The sequence below is a fragment of the Kitasatospora azatica KCTC 9699 genome, from assembly GCF_000744785.1.
Taxonomy (GTDB): domain Bacteria; phylum Actinomycetota; class Actinomycetes; order Streptomycetales; family Streptomycetaceae; genus Kitasatospora; species Kitasatospora azatica.
Window position 1 is genome coordinate 301521 of sequence record NZ_JQMO01000002.1, and the last position, 20477, is coordinate 321997.

11 protein-coding genes, 1 tRNA gene and 2 pseudogenes are annotated in these 20477 nt (G+C 72.4%); 8 read left to right on the top strand and 6 right to left on the bottom strand.

What is annotated here, in order from left to right; translation table 11 throughout:
• Positions 1 to 69: 69 nt before the first annotated feature.
• The gene (locus tag BR98_RS01930) at positions 70 to 1434 is read left to right on the top strand and encodes a nucleotide-binding protein (RefSeq protein WP_051969202.1); all 1365 of its coding nucleotides are present in this window, start codon (positions 70 to 72) and stop codon (positions 1432 to 1434) included.
• An 18-nt stretch (positions 1435 to 1452) separates the two neighbouring features.
• Here the strand turns inward: BR98_RS01930 and BR98_RS01935 are convergent, their stop codons facing one another.
• From BR98_RS01935 to BR98_RS01960, 6 genes are all read right to left on the bottom strand, one after another.
• Complete coding sequence (locus BR98_RS01935) at positions 1453 to 3159, bottom strand: sodium/solute symporter (RefSeq protein ID WP_035839352.1); 1707 nt, start codon at positions 3157 to 3159, stop codon at positions 1453 to 1455.
• Positions 3156 to 3512: a hypothetical protein gene (locus BR98_RS01940; RefSeq protein WP_035839355.1), complete on the bottom strand. Its 357-nt coding sequence runs from the start codon at positions 3510 to 3512 to the stop codon at positions 3156 to 3158. The genes BR98_RS01935 and BR98_RS01940 overlap by 4 nt, the downstream gene beginning before the upstream one ends.
• Positions 3513 to 3646: 134 nt before the next feature.
• Positions 3647 to 3916, bottom strand: a complete 270-nt coding sequence (locus BR98_RS01945) for a hypothetical protein (protein ID WP_035839370.1) — start codon at positions 3914 to 3916, stop codon at positions 3647 to 3649.
• Between the two features lie 193 nt (positions 3917 to 4109).
• A complete protein-coding gene (locus BR98_RS01950) occupies positions 4110 to 4937 on the bottom strand; it encodes a LytR/AlgR family response regulator transcription factor (RefSeq protein WP_035839373.1) in 828 nt (275 codons plus the stop codon).
• A 63-nt stretch (positions 4938 to 5000) separates the two neighbouring features.
• Positions 5001 to 13487 (bottom strand): WXG100-like domain-containing protein, encoded by an 8487-nt coding sequence (locus BR98_RS01955; protein ID WP_157537318.1) that lies wholly within the window; start codon positions 13485 to 13487, stop codon positions 5001 to 5003.
• Between the two features lie 207 nt (positions 13488 to 13694).
• Entirely contained in the window at positions 13695 to 15320 is a 1626-nt protein-coding gene (locus BR98_RS01960) for an esterase/lipase family protein (RefSeq protein ID WP_232247199.1), read from the bottom strand.
• A 158-nt stretch (positions 15321 to 15478) separates the two neighbouring features.
• Here BR98_RS01960 and BR98_RS01965 point away from each other — a divergent pair, with 158 nt between their 5' ends.
• The 7 genes and pseudogenes from BR98_RS01965 (at position 15479) to BR98_RS01990 (ending at position 20419) form a co-directional block, all read left to right on the top strand.
• The gene (locus tag BR98_RS01965; RefSeq protein WP_035839380.1) at positions 15479 to 16366 is read left to right on the top strand and encodes an NAD(P)-dependent oxidoreductase; all 888 of its coding nucleotides are present in this window, start codon (positions 15479 to 15481) and stop codon (positions 16364 to 16366) included.
• A 48-nt stretch (positions 16367 to 16414) separates the two neighbouring features.
• A pseudogene (locus BR98_RS42440) lies at positions 16415 to 16615 on the top strand (FAD-dependent oxidoreductase); the annotation flags it as partial.
• Between the two features lie 68 nt (positions 16616 to 16683).
• Positions 16684 to 17985 carry an FAD-dependent monooxygenase gene (locus BR98_RS01970; RefSeq protein ID WP_035839382.1) on the top strand — a complete coding sequence of 434 codons (1302 nt, stop codon included), beginning with the start codon at positions 16684 to 16686 and terminating at the stop codon, positions 17983 to 17985.
• A 184-nt stretch (positions 17986 to 18169) separates the two neighbouring features.
• Positions 18170 to 18243 (top strand) — tRNA-Met (locus tag BR98_RS01975).
• 301 nt (positions 18244 to 18544) lie between these two features.
• Positions 18545 to 18757 (top strand): annotated as a pseudogene (locus BR98_RS01980) (molybdopterin-dependent oxidoreductase); the annotation flags it as partial.
• Between the two features lie 107 nt (positions 18758 to 18864).
• Positions 18865 to 19464 (top strand): winged helix-turn-helix domain-containing protein, encoded by a 600-nt coding sequence (locus BR98_RS01985; RefSeq protein ID WP_051969204.1) that lies wholly within the window; start codon positions 18865 to 18867, stop codon positions 19462 to 19464.
• Entirely contained in the window at positions 19448 to 20419 is a 972-nt protein-coding gene (locus BR98_RS01990) for an MBL fold metallo-hydrolase (RefSeq protein ID WP_063774693.1), read from the top strand. Before BR98_RS01985 ends, BR98_RS01990 begins: the two co-directional genes overlap by 17 nt.
• Positions 20420 to 20477 lie beyond the last annotated feature (58 nt).

Consider the following 20477-nt stretch of genomic DNA (forward strand, 5'->3'; position numbering starts at 1 on the left):
TGAACCGTTTCCGCATCGCGCTCGTGCCCTGCTACGGAGGCTGACGAAAGCCGGTCAGGAGGCAGAGCGATGACAGGTGAACCCGGCAACGGCATCGCACTCGTACCGAGGGTCGACATGGTGCAGGAACCGCCCGAGCTGCCCGACCGGACGCCGGACGCCTGGCCGGCCGAGGAGCCGCCGCAGGCCGCCGGCCCGCTGCCGGACTGGGCCAAGCCGCTGGACGCGCTCGGGACGGTGCTGGTGCCGCCGTCCAAGCGGATCACCCGGGTGCGGCCCGAGGTGCCCGCCGTGGCGGAGCCCGAACCCGGGCCCGAAGCCGCGCCCGTGCCCAGGCCCGATGCCACAACCGAGCTGCGGGCCCCGGCCGTAGCCGCAGCAACAGCCACGGCAGCGGCCGCGCCCGCCACCAAGGCGCAGACCGACCCACAGACCCACCCACAGACCGACCCGCAGACCACGCCTGAGACTGCGCCGCAGACCGCACCGGAGTCGGCGGCGGAGCCCGCGCCCGCCGCCGCGCTCGGCTACCCGCGGCCCACCGAGCTCAGCGACGAGCGCCTGCTGCGCAAGCAGCGCCAACGCCTGCCGCGCAAGCGCCGACTCAGGATGCAGCCCGGCGGCAAGCAGCAGCGCGAGGAGCAGCTGAAGGTCATCCGGACCCCGTTGCGCAGCTGCTACCGGGTCGCGGTGGTCAGCCTCAAGGGCGGCGTCGGCAAGACCTCCACGACCCTGGGCCTGGGCGCCACCCTGGCCACCGAGCGTTCCGACCGGGTGATCGCGATCGACGCCAACCCGGATGCCGGCACCCTCGGCCGTCGGGTGCCGCAGGAGACCGGGGCCACCATCCGCGACCTGGTGACGGCGCTGCCGGGCCTCAGCACCTACATGGACATCCGGGCCTTCACCTCGCAGACCAGCTGCGGCCTGGAGGTCCTGGCCAACGACGTGGACCCGGCGATCAGCGCGACCTTCGACGACCACGACTACCGCCAGGTGATGAAGCTGCTGAGCACGCAGTACCCGGTGGTCCTGACCGACTCGGGCACCGGCCTGATGCACAGCGCGATGCGCGGCGTGCTGGACCTCGCGGACCAGTTGGTGCTCGCCACCACCCCCAGTGTGGACGGCGCGAACAGTGCCAGCACCACACTGGACTGGCTCGTCGCGCACGGCTACGGCGGGCTGGTGCAGCGCAGCGTCACGGTGGTCAACTCGGTCCGCGAGACCGGCCGGCTGATCCGGGTCGAGGACCTGATCGCGCACTTCGAGACCCGCTGCCGCGGCGTGGTGGAGATCCCGTTCGACGAACACCTCGCCGCCGGCGGCGAGTTCGACCTGGACAAGCTGCGGCCGCGGACCCGCAGGGCCTACTTCGACCTCACCGCGCTGGTCGCCGAGGACCTCGGCCGGACCCAGCAAGTCCCCGGCTGAGCCGTACGGTTGGGCCTCTCACCGCCCCGCCGCCTCCGGCAGGTGCAGCCGGGCCATGGTGGCGGCGGTGCCGGCCGGGATCCTGCGTGGCGTGGCGAGCGAGACCAGCACCATCACCAGGAACCCCGCCGGTACCGTCCACACCGCCGGCCAGGCCAGCAGCGCGTGCGGCCAACCGCCGGACACCGCACCGACCATGGTGGAGACCACCGCGACCAGGGCGAGCCCGCCGCCGACCAGCACCCCCGCCACCGCCCCCGGCGGCGTCAGCCTGCGCCACCAGATCCCCAGCACCAGCAGCGGGCAGAACGAGGAGGCCGCGACGGCGAAGGCCAGGCCCACCGTGTCGGCCACCGGCAGGCGCATCCCGCCCAGGGTGAGCGCGAGCGGCGCGCCGATGGCCGGCAGCGTCGCCCAGCGGAACGAGCGCACCCCCACCGAGGGCAGGACGTCCTGCGAGAGCACCCCCGCCAGCGAGACCGCCAGCCCGGAGGAGGTCGCCAGGAAGGCCGCGAACGCGCCGCCGACCAGCAGCGCACCCAGCAGCATGCCGCCGGTGCCGCCGATCAGCCGCTCGGGCAGCAGCAGCACCGCCGCGTCGGAGTTCCCGGTCAGCGCCAGGTCGGGGGCGTAGACCCGGGCCAACGCCCCGTAGAGCGGCGGCAGCAGGTAGAAGGCGCCGAGCAGGCCGAGCACCACCAGGGTGGTCCGGCGCGCGGCCCGCCCGTTCGGGCTGGTGTAGAACCGCACCACCACGTGCGGCAGGCCCATCGCGCCCAGGAAGGTGGCCAGGATCACCCCGTAGGTGGCGTACAGCGGATGCGAGCCGGGGCCGCCGACCAGCGCACTGCCCCACTGGGCGGTGGTCGCTGACGGAGCGTCGAGCGACTCGGGCACCCGGGCCTTCGCCGGGAAGGCCAGGCTGGTGCCGGGATCCAGGCTGTGCACGCCCGGGGTCAGCGCCAGCACGGCCCTTTGGTAGCGCTGCCCGTCCACGCTGCCGTCGGCCGTCACCTGGACCGGGTCGGGCAGCCGCAGCCGCAGTGCGGCGCCGGCCCGCAGCACGGTCGCGCGGGCGAAGACCGGCCGGCCGGCGGTGGCGCTCGGCGCGCCGTCGGCATGCCAGGCCAGGGCCAGGAAGACCACCGGCACCAGCAGGGCGGTGAGCTTGAGCCAGTAGTGGAAGGCCTGCACGAAGGTGATGCTGCGCATCCCGCCGGCTGCCACGTTGGCGCCCACCACCAGCGCCACCAGGACCCCGCCCACCCACCAGGGCGCGCCGGTCGCGGTCTGCAAGGTCAGCCCGGCCGCCTGGAGTTGGGGCACCAGGTAGAGCCAGCCGATGCCCACCACGAAGACGCTGGAGATCCGCCGGACCAGCCGGGCCTCCAACCGGGCCTCGGCGAAGTCGGGCAGGGTGTAGGCGCCGGAGCGGCGCAGCGGCGCGGCGACGAAGAGCAGCAGCACCAGAAAGCCTGCGGTGTACCCGACCGAGTACCAGAGCATGCCGGCGCCGTGCACCAGGACCAGGCCCGCGATGCCCAGGAAGGAGGCCGCCGAGACGTACTCGCCGCTGATCGCCGCGCCGTTGAGCCTTGACTGCACGGTGCGCGAGGCCACGTAGAAGTCCGAGGTGGTCCGGGAGACCCGCAGGCCCTGCGAGCCGATCAGCATGGCCGCCAGCGCCACCAGGATCACCGCTGCTATGCCGTACGAGCCACTCACGCCTCGTCCGACCCGAAGCACCGCTCCGCCTGCTCCACCCGGGCGACGTACCAGTGACCGATCACCAGGAGCACGGGATAGGCCAGCAGCCCCAGGACGATCCAGCTGAGCCCCAAGCCGGCCACCCGGACGCCCTCGGTCAACTCGAGGAGCAGCGGCGCCGAGCCCACCAGCAGTGCCAGGGCCGCCGCCGCCCGTAACCCGGTCCTAAGTTGACGCCTGATCAGTTCGTCCACGTGCTGCGGGAGTTCGACCCGCGCGACCGGCCCGTTCGGTACCACCACCCTGACCGGCCGGGCGATCCGCCGCCCGGCGGTGACCACTTCACGTCGTACCGGCTGTCCCTCGGCCACGGCGCACCCCTCCCACCCGGCGGCCGCACGCGTCGTCGGGCCGCCCGAGCCCGACGTGTCACCTGCGAGTGCCTTGAGGCCATGAGTGTACGCAGCCATGCACAGCCGGTCATCAACGCGCGCATGACCAACGGTCAACGGCTGGACTGACGGCTGACGGCGCTGTGCGCGATCTCCAACTCGACGAAGGACTGCTCGGCGCGTCGGAACGCGATCTCCACGGCCGCGGCGGTGCGCGGCCCGCCCAGCGTCCGGCTCACCTCGGACATCTCCAGCAGCACGTCCGCCCAGCGTGCGGCCACACTGCGCAGCCGGCCCAGCTGGTCGGCGAACTCCCTGCTACTGGTCGGCGTCTCAACCGGCAGGCGGTTCACTTCCGCCAACAGTTCATCGATCTCCGACAACCCAGCCTCCACTCGTGGTGCGCCGCCAACCAGCGAACTGCCGGTCCCCCGTCGGCGCGGAACCACCATCCACGATAGGCCGCAGCGCCGGCCCGGCAGGCTGTTCGGCGACGCCCGATCGCCGGGCGGCAGGTACCGTGCGCCGTACGGCAGTCCACGGCCACCGAACGGTCGACCGCACGTCGCCCTACGGCTACTCCCCGGTGGCCCCACCCCGGGCCCGGCGCACCAGGAGCTCACGCAGTTCCCGGGTGTTGCGGCGGCTGACCGCCAGCAGTTCGCCGCCCACCCGCACCGTCAGGTTCCCGGACTCCGTCTGCAACTCCTGCACCGCCCGCAGCGCGACCAGATGCCGCCGGTGGATCCGGACGAACCCGCGCGGGCCCCAACGCTCCTCCAGGGCCGACAGCGAGATGCGCACCAGATGGCTGCCCGAACCGGTGTACAGGCGCGCGTAGTCGCCGTGCGCCTCGGCGTACAGCACCTGGTCCACCGGGATGAAGCGGGTCAGTCCGCCCAGCTCGACCGGGATCACCTCGTCCGACGGGGCGGTGGCCGACGGCACCTCAGAAATGCTGTGGCCGACCGCCACCGGACCCGGCGCAGGCTGGGCCGGCGGGCTCGCGACGGCCGTCACCAGCTCGCTCGCCCGGCGGACCGCCTCCGCGAGCCGCTCCCGGCGCACCGGTTTCAGCACGTAGTCAACCGCCTTGAGGTCGAAGGCCTGCACCGCGAAACCCTCGTGCGCGGTCACGAAGACAATGGCGAGCGGCCGGGCGAAGCCGGCCAACAGCCGGGCCGTGTCCAAACCGTTGAGGCCCGGCATGTCGATGTCGAGGAAGACCACGTCGAGCCGACTTTCGGCATCCGCCGCCTCCTCCACCGCCCGGCTGATCCGCCGCAACGCCTCGGTGGCATCGGCGGCCCCCTCCGCCTGCTCGATCCGGGGATCGGCGCGCAGCAGGTAGAGCAGCTCCTCGAGTGCGGGCGGTTCGTCGTCCACGGCCAGTACGCGCAGCATATTGCCCAACTCTAGGGCTGGTGAGGGATCTCGGACCAGCGGTGGTGCGGTCAGGGGGACGGCTTACTTCTTCCCCGAGAGGATGGCGGCAATGCTCCCGGGTGGCGGCCCGTCGCCCTCGGACTCCGCCGGCCCGGACTCCGCCGGCTCGGACTCCGCAGGCTCGGACTCCGCAGGCTCCGGCTCCTCGGCGATGGTGGGCAGCACCGGCGACTGGGAGGCGCGCGGCGGAATCGGCGGGACGGGCGGGGACTCGGGCCGCCACAGGTCCTCGAACACCTCCGGCCACGCGGGCGCCTCGGGCGGCGACTCGGGCTCCTCGGCGATCGTGGGCAGCACCGGCAGCTGGGAGGCGCGCGGCGGAATCGGCGGGAGAGGCGGCGACTCGGGCCGCCACAGGTCCTCGAACACCTCCGGCCACGCGGGCGCCTCGGGCGGCGACTCGGGCTCCTCGGCGATCGTGGGCAGCACCGGCAGCTGGGAGGCGCGCGGCGGAATCGGCGGGAGAGGCGGCGACTCGGGCCGCCACAGGTCCGACAGCACCTCCGACCAGACCGGCTCCTCCGGCGACCCCGACCCCTCCCTCTCTCCCTGGGTGGGCAGCTCCGAGGACTCGGCCCCGCGTGGCGGGACCAGCGGCTCCGGACGGGCCGTCCAGGAGTTGGCGCCGACGGTCTTCGGGAGACTGCTCATGGTGATCTTCGGCAGCTCGTTCCCCAGCCCGGACCCGGACGCCTCGGTGACGGGTCCTTGCTGCGGATGAACCTGGGACACGGACGGCTCCACCACCGGAGTCGGCGGCAGCTGCGCCTCCCGGGTGGGCTGTTCGACCACGGGCAGGTTCGTCTGAGGCCGCGTCACCGGCTGCTCCACCGAATTCGCCGGCTCCTGCGTCTCTTGCGTGTGCGTCTGCGTGTGCGTCTGCGGCACTCGCGGCGTCTGCGGCGTCTGCGGTGGTGGTGTCAGCGTCTCCGGCGGGCGCGGCGCCTGGCGTTGCGGCTCGGGCAGCGGCGGGAGCGGGCGCTGCGGTGGCGGCTGCCGCCGGACCGGCCGCATCTCGATCGCGTTCGGGTCCACCCCCACCGGCGGCTCCTGCGGCGTCTCCTCCCTCGGCGGCAGCGGCGCCTGCAGCGCACCGGACATCAACGGCTGCTCCCCGTTCCCTCCGGTGAGCACCCCCGCGCCCTGCCCCTCGCCGTGCCCCTCTCCCTCCGTCTCCGCCTCCGGTTGGAAGCGCGAGAGCGGCATCGCCTCCCCGTGCGGCGCCTCGGGCGTGAACGTCAGGTAGTGGTCGCTCATCACCACGCCGTCCGTGGTCTCCCGCTCCGGGATGTCGATGGTCACCGGGATCAGCCCCGTCTCCTGGTGGGTGCGCTTCCCGTCCACGAAGGTGACCGTCACCTCGGCGTACCCCGTGTACCGCGACATCGGGGTGTTGAACTTCGCGCTGGCCACCACCCGGCCGACGTTGTCCTGGGAGGCGCCGGTGCGTCCCCGGTGCTGGACGCCGCCGGTGGCGATCACGCTCGCCTCGGCGGCACCGGCGGTGGTCTGGACGCCGAGCTGGCCCTGTCCGCCCCAGGTGCTCCACTTGAGCTGGGTGGTGCGGGAGGAGCTGGCAGTCTCGTTGGCCGGGGAGAGTTCCACCTTGTTGTCCCGGCCCTGGTACTCCAGTTGGACGACCTTGAGGGTGGCGCTCACCCCTGCCTTGGAGACCAGCGGCAGGTGGCCGGGGTCGGGTGTGCCGACGGGCTCGCCTCGGGTGGCGGACGGGAAACCGGCGGAGAGCTGACTGTGCCCGATGCTGTTGCGGGCCACGCTCTCCAGCCGGTTCCAGGTCCGTTTGCCGAAGAACTGCGGGCCCCGGGAGCGCAGGATGTCCTGGACGCCGGAGGAGTCGCCGAGCCAGCGCATCACGTCGATGTCGCGCAGACCCTCGTTGAACACCCGCGCCGGCGGAACCTTGACCGGTACCGGCACCGGCTCGGTGGGCAGCGGATCGCGCGGCAGCGGTGTGCGGTGCTGCGGGGCGGTGAACTCCTGGACGGTGTCGGTCCGGTGGCCTTCCGAGCTCTGGACGGTGGCCTCGAAGCCGATCTTCGTGGTGGTCATCGACCGCTTGGTGGTGCCGAGTTGGCGCAGGCTGTGCAGTGCGCGGTCGGCGAAGGACTGCGGGCCGCTGCCGGGCGGCGCGATCCGGTTGCGGTCGCCGAGGGTCACCAGCGGCCGCCGCTCCATGGTGACGATCAGCCGGGCCTCTCCCGTGTTGACCGCCCCGGGGTGTTTGGCCTTGGTGGTCATGCCCGAGGTGACCGAGCCGGCCTTCGCCTCCACCTTGTCCTGGCCCCAGGAGTGCACGACCCCGCCGCCACCGGCCACGGCCGGTCCGAGGCCGATCGGGTTGCTGGTGGCGAGCGCGTTGACCGCGACGGTGTTGCTCTGGCCCTTGTCACGGCTGACCGAGCCGTCCGAGCCCTCCGAGTCGACGAACGAACGCTGAACGGTGGTACCGGTGTTGAACTCGGTCTGGGCGGTCTCGCCGTGCTGGCGCAGGCTGTCGACGGCGGCGGTGATCCGTACCGTACTGCGCCCGTGCTTGAGCACGATCTGGTCGCCGGACATCATCGGCTTCAACCGGGGCTGCAACTTGCCGACGTCCAGGGCGTCCTGGATCTTGGCGCGCATGCCGGGCCAGTCGGATCCGAGGGTGTGGCTGCCCGCTCCGTTGAGTCGGTTGACCGTCACCTCCATCGCGCCCTTGGCATCGGGCGCCCGGTAGACCGGGAAGACGTCGGTGACGATGTCGGCCGAACCGAGCCGGTGGGTCTGCTGGATCCGCTGCGGGACCCCGATCGGCTGGGTGACCGGCGGCCGGTCGGGGTTGCCGTGCAGCGGGGCGTCCCGCAGCGGGACGGCGATGGTCGCGTCCAGCGGCACCTCGGTCCTCGGCTGCGGGAACGGCTTGCCGAACTTGGACAGTTCGAACTTGACGGTGAAGTTCGCCGTGCCGCTGAACAGCCCGGCCGGCTCCACCGTCTTGCCCCGGCTCGCGGTGCCGGCGGCGCTGTCCAGGGTCAGGCTGCGGGAGTTGTCGTAGACCCGGTTGTAGGTGGCCCTGAGGTCGGTGTACGGCAGCTTGAACTTCAGTGGCAGGCCCCAGATGTGGCGGCCGCGCCGGTCCTTGGAGATGCCGGAGGAGCCGCGCAGCTGGCTGCCGAGTTCGAACTCGAAGTCCTTGACGGTCTCGGTGTGCGTGAAGTCGTGCAGCCGGGGGCTGACGGTGACCTTGCCGTGCCACCCGTTGACGGTGATCTCCTCGCTGATCGGCCCGCCGCGAGTGCCCCGGGACAACTGGGCCTTGAGCGCGAACGGGTCGAAGCGCTCGTGCAGCCGCATCCGGACCTCGTCCGGGATCTTGCCGGCGTGCGTTTCGAGCGTGTGCTCGATCGTGTGCAGCACCTGGGTGTCGTTGGCCCCGAGGCTGTGCACCACGTCGGAGGCGCCCATCGCGCCGCGCTGGGTGATGCGCTGCGGCGGGTCGTGCAGCTGGGTCGGCGCCGGGCGCGGGTCACTGGGCCGGCCCTGCCCGGGGCCGGTGAAGACGCCGCGTCCGTCCTCGCCGACCTGGTACCTGCCGGTGTCCCGGGAGTCCAGGCTGAACTCGGCGTCCAGCGGCACGGTGGAGTGGGTGTCCCTGCCGCCCTTGCTGAAGGTCAGGTCGACCACGACCTTCGAGGTGAAGAGCGTCTGCGGCTGGGGGTACTTGCCGTTGGCGTACACCTTGCCGGTGCTGCCGTCGCGCCAGCCTGCCCGGTTGCGGACCTGGTGGCTGTACGAACCCTGGATGTCCAGCTGGTTCTTGGCCGCGTCCAGGGTGGCGCTGCCGCCGCCCTGGATCATGCCGGTCCTGGTGTCGGAGTGCGTGGTGCGGTGCGAGTCGAAGACCGTCGTCTCCGAAACGCTGTTCAGCTCGGCGCCGTTCTCCTGGCGCTTGTACTCCATCTCGACGAGTCGCGCGGTGGCCGACACCTTGACCCCGTGCTTGAGCAGACCCGCCGTCAGTTTCTGGGTCTCCAAGGGGAGTCCGCGCGTCATCGAGGTGAGCCGGGAGGAGACCACGGAGTGGCTGAAGGTGTGCAGCACGTCGTCCCTGACCTCGTGCCAGGCGCCGCCGAGCTGCTGGGTGCCGATCGTGTCGAGCTGGTCGTGCAGCGGCGAGATGTCGGTGAGGTGGCGGGTGGTGACGGTGTCACGCAGGCCGTGTCCGGCGCCGCCGGGCCAGACCGCGTCGGGCGGGGTCGGGATCTCGGTGCCGGGCTCCCAAGTCCTTGGCGCGGTCACGGTCTTCGGCCCGGTCACCTCGAACCGGGTGGGATCGGCGACCGGTTGCTGCGGCACCACGGTGATGTCGTTCGAGCCGCCGGGCCCGGGCGGCGGCGGGTCCTGGATCCTGCGGGCCTCGCGCTGCTCGATCAGTGTGGTGAAGTTGACCTCCGTGCTGCCGGTGCCGTGCTTGGCCTCGCCGACCAGCGGGGTCAGGTGGAAGTCCAGGTGCAGGGTGCCCGTGCCGTCGAACACCGCGCCGGGAGCCTTGAGTTTGGTGGTGACCGTCACCTCCTGGCTGCTGCCGGCCAGGTCGACGTGCTCGCGGCCGCCCTGCACCGACCCCGAGCCGCCGAGCAGACCGGGCTTGGCCAGGGTGAAGTTGCCCAGCGCGGGCGCCGGCACCTGGAGCTGGTTGCCCCGACCGGCCTGAGCGGTCGAGGAACGGACCACGCCGGTACCGACGTTGAACTCGGTCTGGGCGGTGTTGTCGACGTGCTGCATCGACTTCACCGAGGCGCTGATGTCCACGCCGGCGGTGTGGAGACCGTCGGCGCCGGTCACCTCGATCCGGATCTTCTCGCCCGACATCAGGCCCTTGAGGTCCTGCTGCAGCCGGCCCAGGTCGAGTTCCTCCTGCAGCCTGGCGCGGACCTTCGGCCACATGCCCTCGAAGAACCCCTGGCCCTCCTGGTCCACCCCGTGCAGCACCGCCTCGATCCCGACGGGCGCGCCGGGATCGCCGCCGAGCTGGTGCCCACCGGCCGAGACGTCGGTGACGATGTCCGAGCTGCCCAGCCGGTGCGTGTCGACGATGCGCTGGGGCGGCGCGAACCGCGCGTTGAGGTCGTTCCGGCCGCCGGTGGTGTCGAGCGTCTCGCGCAGCGGGACGGCGACCGTGGCGCCGATCTCCAGGGTCTGGGTGTGCCGGCCCGGCTGCACCTCGAACGGGCGGCCGTGCCTGGTCAGGTCGCTGAAGTCGAGGGTCAGTTCGATCTTGCTGCCGTACAGGGCGCCCGGTTCGACGCTCTTGCCACGGGCGATGGTGCGGCCGCCGTCGCTTCGCCCGCTGCCGCTCATCCGGTCGTGGAGGTAGTTCAGCGGGATGGTCACGTCCCCGCCCTTGGGCTTGAACTTGGCCTGGATGCCGGCCAGGAAGCGCCAGCGCGTGTCGGCCAGCCGGGCACTCGCCGACTGCTGCTCGGAGCCGCCCTCGAACTCGACCTTCGGCGCGGTGTCCAGGTAGGTCTGCTCCGACACCCGGGCCTTGATCGATACCTTGCCGGACCAGCCGCCGCCCGCGAACGGCGCATCCCAGACCTCGCCCCGGGAGAGCGCAGACAGCTTCGGGCGCAGCGAGCTGGGGTCGAAGAAGTGCTTGGCGACGGTGTTGGCGGCCGGCAGGTCGCCGCCGAAGGCCCGGGAGAACAGCCCGGTGATGCCGTTGACCACGGTGGTGTCGTCCGTGTGCAGGCCGACCAGGATGTCGGAGGCGCCGAGTTGGCCACTGCGGGTGATCCGTGAGGGCGGCAGGCGGACGGCCTCCGGCGGCAGCGGGTGCAGGGCGAACGCCGGGTCGGTCGGCGGGACGTGGACGGGGGCGTGGACCTGCGTGGGGGCGTGGGTCGGTGCGGGGGTGGGGACGTGGTTGGCCGTGGCCGTGGCGGTGCTGGTGCTGGGCGTCTGGACGGTGGTGGCCGTCGCCTCGTGCACGAAGGCATGCGGTTGCGCGGGTGCCGGCCCGCCGATCTTCGGCCCGACGCCCAGCTTCGTCCAGGCGTCCTTCAGCGAGGCGGTGCCCAGCGACTCGGGCTTGCCGTTCCGGTAGACCACCCAGTCGCCGTTCGGGACCACGGTCGGACGCCCCTTGGCGTCCACCCCCACCCGGCCGGAGATCACGTCCCCCTCCGGAGTGACGATCGCCTCCTGCGTCGGGCCGAGCGCCTCCTTGCCGGTCTGCTGGTGCGCGGACTGGAGCAGCGACACCCCGTCCTCGCCCGGCTTGGCCGCGTAGCAGACCACGAAGGCGAGGTCGCCGTTGGTCGGCCCCGCGTGCGAGAGCGCCGTGTCCGCGCCGACCAGCCTGCCGCCCACCTCCATGCTGCCGGGCTCCCCGTGACCGACCATCAGCTGCCAACCGTCCGCGCCCGGCACGGCGTGTGCGGCGGCCTCGGTGAGTTTGCTGCCTTCGGGGCGCGGGAACCAGACGCCGCTGGGGAGTTGGGCCGCCGGCTCGGTGGACCGCGCCGGCGTGGGACCGTGGTCGAAGCTGTGCGGCTGAGGGACCGGGGCGTTGTGCTGGGGCACCGGGCTCGGATCGTGGCTGTGCGGCTGGGTGACCTCGTGCTGCTGGCCCTGGCCCTGGCCGGGCTCGTGCACGGGGTTCGGGCCGGATTCGGAGCCGGGGCCGGAGCTGTGCGGCTGCCCGGTGCTGCGCTGCGGGTCGCCGGTGGCGCCGACGGTCGCGTGCTGCTCGGTGTGCTCGGGCTGGTGGGGGGCGGGGAGGTCCGAGGTCGTCGCGGCCTTGGCCTCCGGCAGCGGGGCGGCCTTCGGCTCGGGCGAGCCTGCGCCCCTGGGATCGGGCGCGGTCACCACCTTGGTCTCGGGCAGCGGTGCAGCCTTCGGCTCGGGCACCGTCACACTCTTGGGATCCGGCGACGCGACCAGCTTCGGCTCCGGCAGCCCCTTCGCCGCTGGCAACCCCTTCGCTTCCGGCAGCCCCGACGGCACCGAGTTGACCCCCTCGCCCGGGGCCCCCGTCCCCGTCCCCGTCCCCCGGGCCTCCGTACTCGTCTTAGGCGCGATCACCTGCCAGCCGCCCGGGACCGGCTGCCGGGAGGCCCCGGGCAGGTCCAACGCCTGCCGGTCGACCACCAGCGCCCGAGCGTCCGGGGTCGCCCGCACCGTCCCGTCCGGCGCCAGCACCTCCACGCCGTACTTGTCGGCGAAGCTGTGCAGGCCCGCGTACTCGGCCGGCCCGACCGGCGAGGTGAGCAGGACCCGGGTGGGCATCGGCGTGCCGGGCGGCAGGCCCTCCCGGACGCCCTGGTAGACCTGTCCGAGGTGCTCGCCCAGCCCGCCCACCGGTAGCGGCACGCCGTCGGCCCGGGTCGGCACCTCCCCCGGGGTCCCGACGATCAGCGTGTCCGGCAGGTCTCCGACGGCCGTGTAGAAGTTCCGGTCGGTACTGGCCGGGTCGGTCAACGAGTGCACCAGCAGCGAGCCCTGGTCGTTGGGCCGGACCCAGAGCGGCTGCCCGCCTGCGGTGATCACCGTGCCGCCGGGCGGCTCGGGATGAGCCTCCGGGGGGATCCCTGGGTGAAGGTCAGGATGAAGGTCAGGGTGCACGTCCGGATGGCCCCCGGCCGCACCACCCCCTCCCCCACCCCCGTGCCCGCCGTGCAGCACCGCGCCGAACCCGCCACCGAACGCACCGTTGACCAGGCCCAGGATGTTGAAGTCCGCATGCCCCTGGGCCGCCGAACTGATGATCTGCGTCACGTAGTTCGACGCTCCGCCGATCACCACACCGGAACCGATCCTGCCCGCCAGGGTGTTGCCGGCATCGCCCAGCAACTTGCCCGCCCCGGCCCCGAATCCAAAGCCGACTGCCCCGGCCAGCGCGCCCATTCCGGCGGCGTCCAGCGTCTCCTTGAAGTCGAAGTTGTGCCGGTCGCCCTTGGCGATCTCGATCGCCTGGGCGAGCACGTCGAAACCGGCCATGTTCGCCGCGCCCAGGGCGATCTGGGACAGCGCTCGGCGCCCGACGGTCACCAGCACCGACTGGGTGGCCTCGACCATGGCCGGCACCGCCGCCTCGGTCGCACCGCCGGTGAACGGCGCCATCGCCGCCGCCCAGAGCAGTTCCCCGGCCAGCCAGGCCAGCATCTCGATGACCTGGATCTTCGCGGTCTCCACGGCGAGCGCGGACTCGCGCAGGTTCTCCGAGGTGTCGATGAGACTGCGTTCCAGTCCCTGCAGCACCTGCGGGCCGTCCGCGCTCAGGCCCTTGACGTAGGCCTCGAACTGGGTGCCGCCGTGCCCGCCCACCGATCCGGCCGCGCCCGCCAGGGCCTCGCGCACGTCGTTGGCCAACCCGCCGAAGTCGTCGGCGAAGACCGAGGCCGTCCCGGCCAGCGCGCGGACCTCGTCCTCGTCCAGTTTGGGGAAGGTCCCGGCCGCGATCGTGGCCAGCCACTGCAACTCGTCGGGAAACTGAATGCCCACGCTTTCGAGCATGGGCAGGCCGCAGCCTGCCACAAAAGGCCTTCTGACGAGACGTCACGCGCGACGCCCGAACTGTTTACCCCTCGTGCAATCGGAATTCCGTTGCCGCGAAGGTGTTTTCCTGTTCCTCACGCGCATTCCATCCGGCCGTTGACCGGCGACGCCCGCCCGGAAAGCTGCTCGCCCGTGGAGCCGGCCCGGCCCCGGTCAGGACCAGTGGCTGAAGCTGAGCCGCAGCGCCGCCTGGTCGCCGAGCAGCTTGGCGGCGCTCAGCGGCAGCGGGATCGACACGGTGCCCTGTTGGGTGGCGAGCGGCTGGGTGCCGACCGTGCTGTAGTCGGCGATCGCCCCGGGCAGCATCGAGTTCCAGGCGGCCCAGGCGAGCATCGCCTCGGGCGGGTCACTGGCCAGGCGGCCGACGTCGACCACCAGGATGTCGTCCCAGTCGGCGGCCTGGGCCAGGTGGTCGCGCCAGAAGAGCAGTCCGTGCCGCTCCTCCAGCCGCATCACCCGCAGGTGCAAGGCGTAGCGGCAGACGGTGGACGGCGCGACGGTCGAGCTGCCCTCCCGGGTGGCCGGGTCGAGCAGGAAGACGTCGGCGAGCGGTACCGGCGCGGCCTGGTCCTGACGGCCGCTCAGCTGGACCGGGCAGTAGTGGGCGGCGAGTTGCTCGTCCAGCACGACCGGCAGCCCGCGCACCGAGAGCTGGACCTCCGCCTGCCAGACCGCCCCGTCTGCCGCTGCGGCGGGCACCGGATCCAGTCCGGTCAGCGCGACCTCGACCTTGACCTTCCCGAACAGGAAGCGCCGCAGGTTCTGGTACCCCTCCTCGGAGTTGACCAGGCCGTAGCGGCCGGAGTGGGAGCGGTGCACGAACGCGCGGTGCGCGCCCCGGACATAGGCGTTCTCGATCGCGACCAGGCCGTCGCTGCGCGGGCCGACCACCTTCCTGGAGAGCCCGTAGTCGGCCGGGTCGGTGCCGATCAGGCAGAAGATGCGGTCCGCCGGGAACTCGTCGGGCGGGATCTCGGTGGGGCGCCAGCCGTCCGGGGCCTCCTCGCCCCAGTGCGCGTCGCGCCACAGGTACCCGTACATCAGCTCCGGCGAGAAGATGTCGGAGCCCACCGGCCCGAGGACCTCCATCGCCTCGTCCAGCAGGCCGCCGCCGACCTCGAAGGTGATGCCGCCGTGCGGGGTCCCGTAGGTGAACAGCTTGTCGACCAGGTCCTTGCCCGGGGTGCGCGGCACGCCGTCCTTCGGCAGGTAGGAGATCTTCTGGATCATGCTGCGGCAGACCAGGCCGCCCATCGAGTGGGCTACCAGGAAGACCTTCGGGGCGCCCGTTCTGGACCGCACCAGCTCGACCAGGTCGTAGAGGTCCTCGGCGGCCCGCTCGATGTTGAACTCGGCGGCCCCCTTGCCGAAGGTGTCGGCGGCGGAGTCGTAGAAGCGGTGGATCCACAGGGTCTCGGGCGGGACGCTCTGCGGCTGCTGCGACTCCAGGTAGGCCTTGGGGTCGCCGGAGACCAGCGGCTGGTAGCCGTCGGCCGCGAAGAGCCGCAGCAGTGGGCTCTCGAACTGGTAGTACTGCGGGGTGCCGTCACCGCCGACCCGGATGTGGGTGGAGCCGTCGTTGAAGCCGTAGAACGGGTCGTCGACCTGTTTGTCGATCCCCTTGGCGCCGCCCGCGAAGCCCCGGACGTAGATGACGGGCAGTCGGCGGCCGGGGGCGGACTGCGGCGCCGGGGCCGGGGTCGCAGCGTCGGGCTCAGGGTCGGGCTCGGGCTCGGCTGCGGGCGGTGCTGTCGAGTGGCGGCGGAAGATGGACATCATCGGGTGCGTCCTCTGGTCGAGGGAAGGCCGTAGGCATACCCAGACTCCGCGCGCCACCTCGGGGCGGCAACCGGAAGAAGCTCCGTGGACCAACCATTCGGGTGAACCTGCGGTTATCGGCTTCCTGACGGCTCATCAGCCGACCTACCGTCAGTTCCGTGCGAAACGCAGAGGTGACCGTGCTCGGCCTGGGGGCGATGGGCACCGCCCTGGCCGGCGCGTTCCTGACCGCCGGCCACCGGACCACCGTGTGGAACCGCACGCCCGGGCGAGCCGGCGGGCTGACGGCGCGCGGCGCCATGGAGCTCCCGACCGCCGCCGAGGCCGTCCGGGCGAGCGGGCTGACCGTGGTCTGCCTGGCCGATCAGGAGGCCGTGCGGCAGGCCCTGGCCCCACTGGCCGAGCCGCTCGCCGGCCGCACCCTGGTCAACCTCACATCCGGCTCGCCGATCGACGCCCGGCAGAGCGCCGGCTGGGCCGAGCAGCACGGCGTCCACTACCTGGACGGCGTACTCCTGACCACGCCGGCCGGCGTCGGCAACCCCGACTTCCTGCAGCTCTACGGCGGCGACCGGGCCACCTTCGACGCCGCCCGCGACACCCTCGCCGCACTGGGCGACCCGGTCCACGTCGGCACCGACACCGCACTGCCCTCCGTGTACGACACCGCACTGCTGGGCCAGATGTGGGGCACGCTGACCGGCTGGCTGCACGGGGTCGCGCTGATCGGCGCCGAGGGCCCCGGCGGCGGGGTGACGGCCACGGCCTACACCGAGGTGGCCGACCGCTGGATGACCACCGTGCGGGCCTTCATGGGCCAGTACGCCCCGCAGATCGACTCCGGCCAGTACCCGGGCGGCGAGTTCACCCTGCACCTGCACAGCTCGACGATGGACATCCTGGCCCACGCGAGTGAGCTGCGCGGGGTGCAGTCCGGGCTGCCGCAGCTGTTCCGCGAGCTGACCGGGCGGGCGATCGCGGCCGGCCACGGCGAGGACAGCTACGCCCGGCTGGTCGAGTTCATCAAGGTCGGGGGCCCGGCGTGAGCGGGCGAAGCGAGGTGGCCGCGTGAGCGGGCGAAGCGAGATGGCCGCGTGAGCAGCCCGCGGGACGTCGTGGTGATCGGCGGCGGACCGACCGGGCTGGTGCTCGCGATCGCGCTGCGCCGCTACGGCCTCGACACGGTGGTGGTCGAGCAGGGACCGAGCACCAAGCGCGAGGCCCGAGCCAGCGTGATCTGGCAGCGTGCCCTGGAGGCGCTGCGCGATCTCGGTTGCGCGGACGTGTTCCTGAGCCAGGGGCTGGCGGTGAGCCGGGCGAGTTCCACGTCGCCGGGCGGCTGGCCGGCGTCCAGCCGATGCACATGCCGGACACCGCCTTCCCCGGCCCGCTCTCCATCGAACAGGACACGATCGAGAGCCTGCTGCGCGAGCAGCTCCGCCGGCACGGGCCGGACGTCCAGTGGTCCACCGAGGCCGTGGCCGTGCGCGTCGGCGCGCAGGAGGCCGAGGTCGACCTGCGCGGTCCCGACGGGCAGACCCGCACCGTCGGCTGCCGTTGGGTGGTCGGCTGCGAGGGCTCGCGCAGTCTGGTCCGCCGGTCGCTCGGCATCCCCTTCGAGGGCGAGCAGCGGACCAACCTGCAGTGCCTGCAGCTCAATGCCGAGCCCGACTGGAGCCACCCCTACCACCCACCGGTCACCCGGATCTTCATCAACCACGGCGTCACGCTGATCACCGACCCGGTCCCCGGCGGCGCGGTGCGCTTCTACGCCTTCCGCCCGGACCCCGAGCCGCAGCTCGAGGAGCCGCCGAGTCCGCAGGAGATGGAGACCCTGGTCGCCGCCGCCACCGGTGTGCCCGCCGTGCGGCTGGTCCCGACCGAGCCGCGCCGGGCCAACCGGGCCCGGTTCCACGACCGGATCGCCGGCCGGCTGCGCCATGACCGGGCGCTGCTCGCGGGCGACAGCGCGCACCTGTGGGCGCCGATCGGTGGCCGCGGACTGAACACCGGCCTGCTCGGCGCGCACAACCTGGGCTGGAAGCTGGCCGCCGTGCACCGCGGCTGGGCGACCGACGCGCTGCTCGACACCTACGACACCGAGCAGCGCGCAGCGGCGCTCGAGGTGATGCGGGCGATGCGCCGCAACATCCTGGAGCTGCCGCCGAACCGCCCGACCCTGGCCGCCATCAGGCTGCTCCTGCCTCATCTGCTGCGCAGCAGCCGCCTCGCCCGGCAAGGGGCCACCCTGCTCAGCGACTTCGGCCGCAACCACCGAAGGAGCGCGCTCTCCTCCGGGAAGCGCGGTGAGCGGGGCGGGCTGCGCGCCGGCGACCGCCTGCCGGACCTGGCCGTCACCACCGACACCGGCCCCGGCCGCCTGCACGACCTGCTCAGCTACCAGCGCTGGTCACTGCTGCTCGTCGAGGCCGACGCGGAACAGCCCGACCACAGCGCCGCCGCCACCCTGCGCCGGCTGACGGACCGCTACGTGATGCCGGTCGGCCACTTCCGGATCCACCCCGACCCGCACCGGCACCACACTCTCCCCACCGGCACCTTGCTCCTCGTCCGCCCCGACGGCCACCTCGGCCTGCGCGCCGGAGCCGGCGACCGCCGCCTGCTCAAGGCCTACCTGGACCGCTGGTTCGTCCAGCGCGGCTAGCGCCTCCCAAACCTTCGCCTCCAGCCTTCTCTTCCAGCCTTCTCTTCCAGCCTTCTCTTCCAGCCTTCTCTTCCAGCCTTCTCTTCCAGCCTTCTCTTCCAGCCTTCGACTCCGCTTCGCCTGCGCGTCGCCGGGAATCCGGTTTCCCTTCTGCGGGAAAGTACCGTACGGTTCAGTTCAACGACGCGGGGTGGAGCAGCTCGGTAGCTCGCTGGGCTCATAACCCAGAGGTCGCAGGTTCAAATCCTGTCCCCGCTACTCAGGACTCTGGCCCGGCACACTGTGCCGGGCCAGAGTCGTTTTTCGTTGCGTGGCGGCGACCCCTTTCCGCTGCTCTACCTGTGCGACCTCTCGGCGGGCCCGGCCCCGGAATCACCGCCTGCGAACGATCCGTCAGCTGGCCGACCCCGGCGGCGTTCACCATCAGCGGCGCGGACACCACCACCCACGTGGCACCGTTCATCGTGCGCTGACCCCGGCTCGCCCGCCGCACCACTGAGCCGCGCGGCGGGCGAGTCCCGCATGGATGGGCAGTTGCCAGGCATGTATGGGCTGATTCATGACCGTCAAGGGCGCGGACGGCCACCACGCCGTGCTCTCCTGGGCCGAGATCGACCCGGAGTTCAGCGGCCAGCAGGTGCTGCTCGCCACCAGCATCGACGGTGCGCCGCTGGACGCGACCGGCCCGCAACTGGTGGTCCCCACCGACCGCTGCGGGGCGCGGTACGTCAGCGGGATCACCGAGGTGTGGGTCGGCCGGGTGGAGCACTGACGGCACTGAGCGCCGGAACCAGGCCGCTGGAGGCCGTCCGCAGCCGACCCCGAGGAGATGTCAAAGAAGTCGTTGACATCTGCATATCCCAAAGTATGCTTTGGGATATGCAGATCAGCGACGCCCTGGCGATCAGGGCTCTGGCCCATCCGCTCCGCCTCGACCTCCTGGAGCTGCTCAGCACCATCGGCCCGGCGACGGCCGCCCGCTGCGGGCGCGCCCTCGGAGTGCCGCAGGCCAACTGCTCCTTCCACCTGCGCCAACTCGCCAAGTACGGCTTCGTGGAGGACGCCGGCCCCGGACGCGACCGGCGCGAACGGCAGTGGCAGGTGCCCGAGCGGCGGCCCACCATCCGGATCGCGGGCAACCCGGTGGTCCAGCGGGAGCTCGAGCGGGTGGTGATCCAGCGGGAGACCCGGGCGATCCTCGACTTCGCCGAACGCGAGGACGAGCAGAGCGCCCAGTGGCGTGTCAAGGCGGGCATGGTCACCGCCCTCGCCGTGCTCTCCGCCGAGGAGGCCGCCGAGCTCAGGGCGCAATGGCAGGCCCTGCTGGCGCCGTACGTCGCCAGGACCCAGGCCGATGGCGTCGAGGGCGTCGAGGGTGACGATCCGCAGACCGGGCAGCGCGCTGTCCGCTACTTCATGGCGGCGACTCCGCTGCCGGACTTCACATCGGGGGGGAACAGCAATGAATCCGACCACTGACAGCTCGCTCGACTTCGTCTCGGCCGCGCCCACCGCCGGTTCCCTGGACGTCAGTTGGATCCACGGCGCGCCCTCCAAGCGGCACGCGCCGGATCCCGCGATCCAGGTCCACCACTACGACGAGCACACCGTCATCCTGCGCCAGAGCAAGACGGTCAACTACGAAGCCCCGTTCCTCTACCTGCTGTTCGGCAACGAGCGGGCGCTGCTGCTCGACACCGGCGCCACCGAGGACCCGGAGCTCTTCCCGCTGCGTGCGACCGTCGACCGGCTGGTCGCCGACTGGCTCGAGCAGTACCCGCGCGAGGGCTACGAGTTGGTGGTCGCGCACTCGCACGGGCACCACGACCACGTGGCCGCCGACGCCCAGTTCGCCGACCGCCCCGCCACCACCGTGGTGGCCCGCGACGCGGACGCGGTGCGGTCCTTCTTCGGCTTCGGCGAGAGCTGGCCGGCCGAGACCGTCGGCTTCGACCTGGGCGGCCGGGTGCTCGAGGTGCTCGCCTCGCCGGGCCACCACCAGGCCTCGATCACCCTCTACGACCCGTGGACCGGCATCCTGCTCACCGGCGACACCGTGCTTCCCGGGCGGCTGTTCGCCTTCGACTTCGCCGCCTACCTGGACACCCTGGAGCGCCTGGTCGCCTTCGCCGCCACCCGGCCCGTGACCCATGTGCTCGGCTGCCACGTCGAGATGACCAGCCGCCCGGGCCGCGACTACCCGATCGGCGCCGGCTACCAACCGGACGAGCGCGCCCTGCAGCTGACGACGGCGCAGCTGACGGCCGTGCGGGACGCGGCCGCCGCCGTCGCGGGCAGGCCGGGGGTCCACCGGTTCGACGACTTCCTCATCTACAACGAGCCGCGCAAGAGCGACCTGCTCAAGCTTATGGCACGCGGCATGGCGCACAAGGCCCGCGCCGCCGTCCTCCCGGCCAAGCCGGTACGCCGGTGACCGAGAGTTCGGCGGCGCTCCACACCGCGCGGATTGGGGCGAGCTGCCGCGTGCGCCG

Excerpts from the sequence above, each read along its gene's own strand:
- BR98_RS01930 (WP_051969202.1), top strand. The coding sequence starts at position 70 with ATGACAGGTGAACCCGGCAACGGCATCGCACTCGTACCGAGGGTCGAC.
- BR98_RS01950 (WP_035839373.1), bottom strand. The coding sequence starts at position 4,937 with ATGCTGCGCGTACTGGCCGTGGACGACGAACCGCCCGCACTCGAGGAG.
- BR98_RS01985 (WP_051969204.1), top strand. The coding sequence starts at position 18,865 with ATGCAGATCAGCGACGCCCTGGCGATCAGGGCTCTGGCCCATCCGCTC.
- BR98_RS01990 (WP_063774693.1), top strand. The coding sequence starts at position 19,448 with ATGAATCCGACCACTGACAGCTCGCTCGACTTCGTCTCGGCCGCGCCC.
- BR98_RS01960 (WP_232247199.1), bottom strand. The coding sequence starts at position 15,320 with ATGATGTCCATCTTCCGCCGCCACTCGACAGCACCGCCCGCAGCCGAG.
- BR98_RS01970 (WP_035839382.1), top strand. The coding sequence starts at position 16,684 with ATGCCGGACACCGCCTTCCCCGGCCCGCTCTCCATCGAACAGGACACG.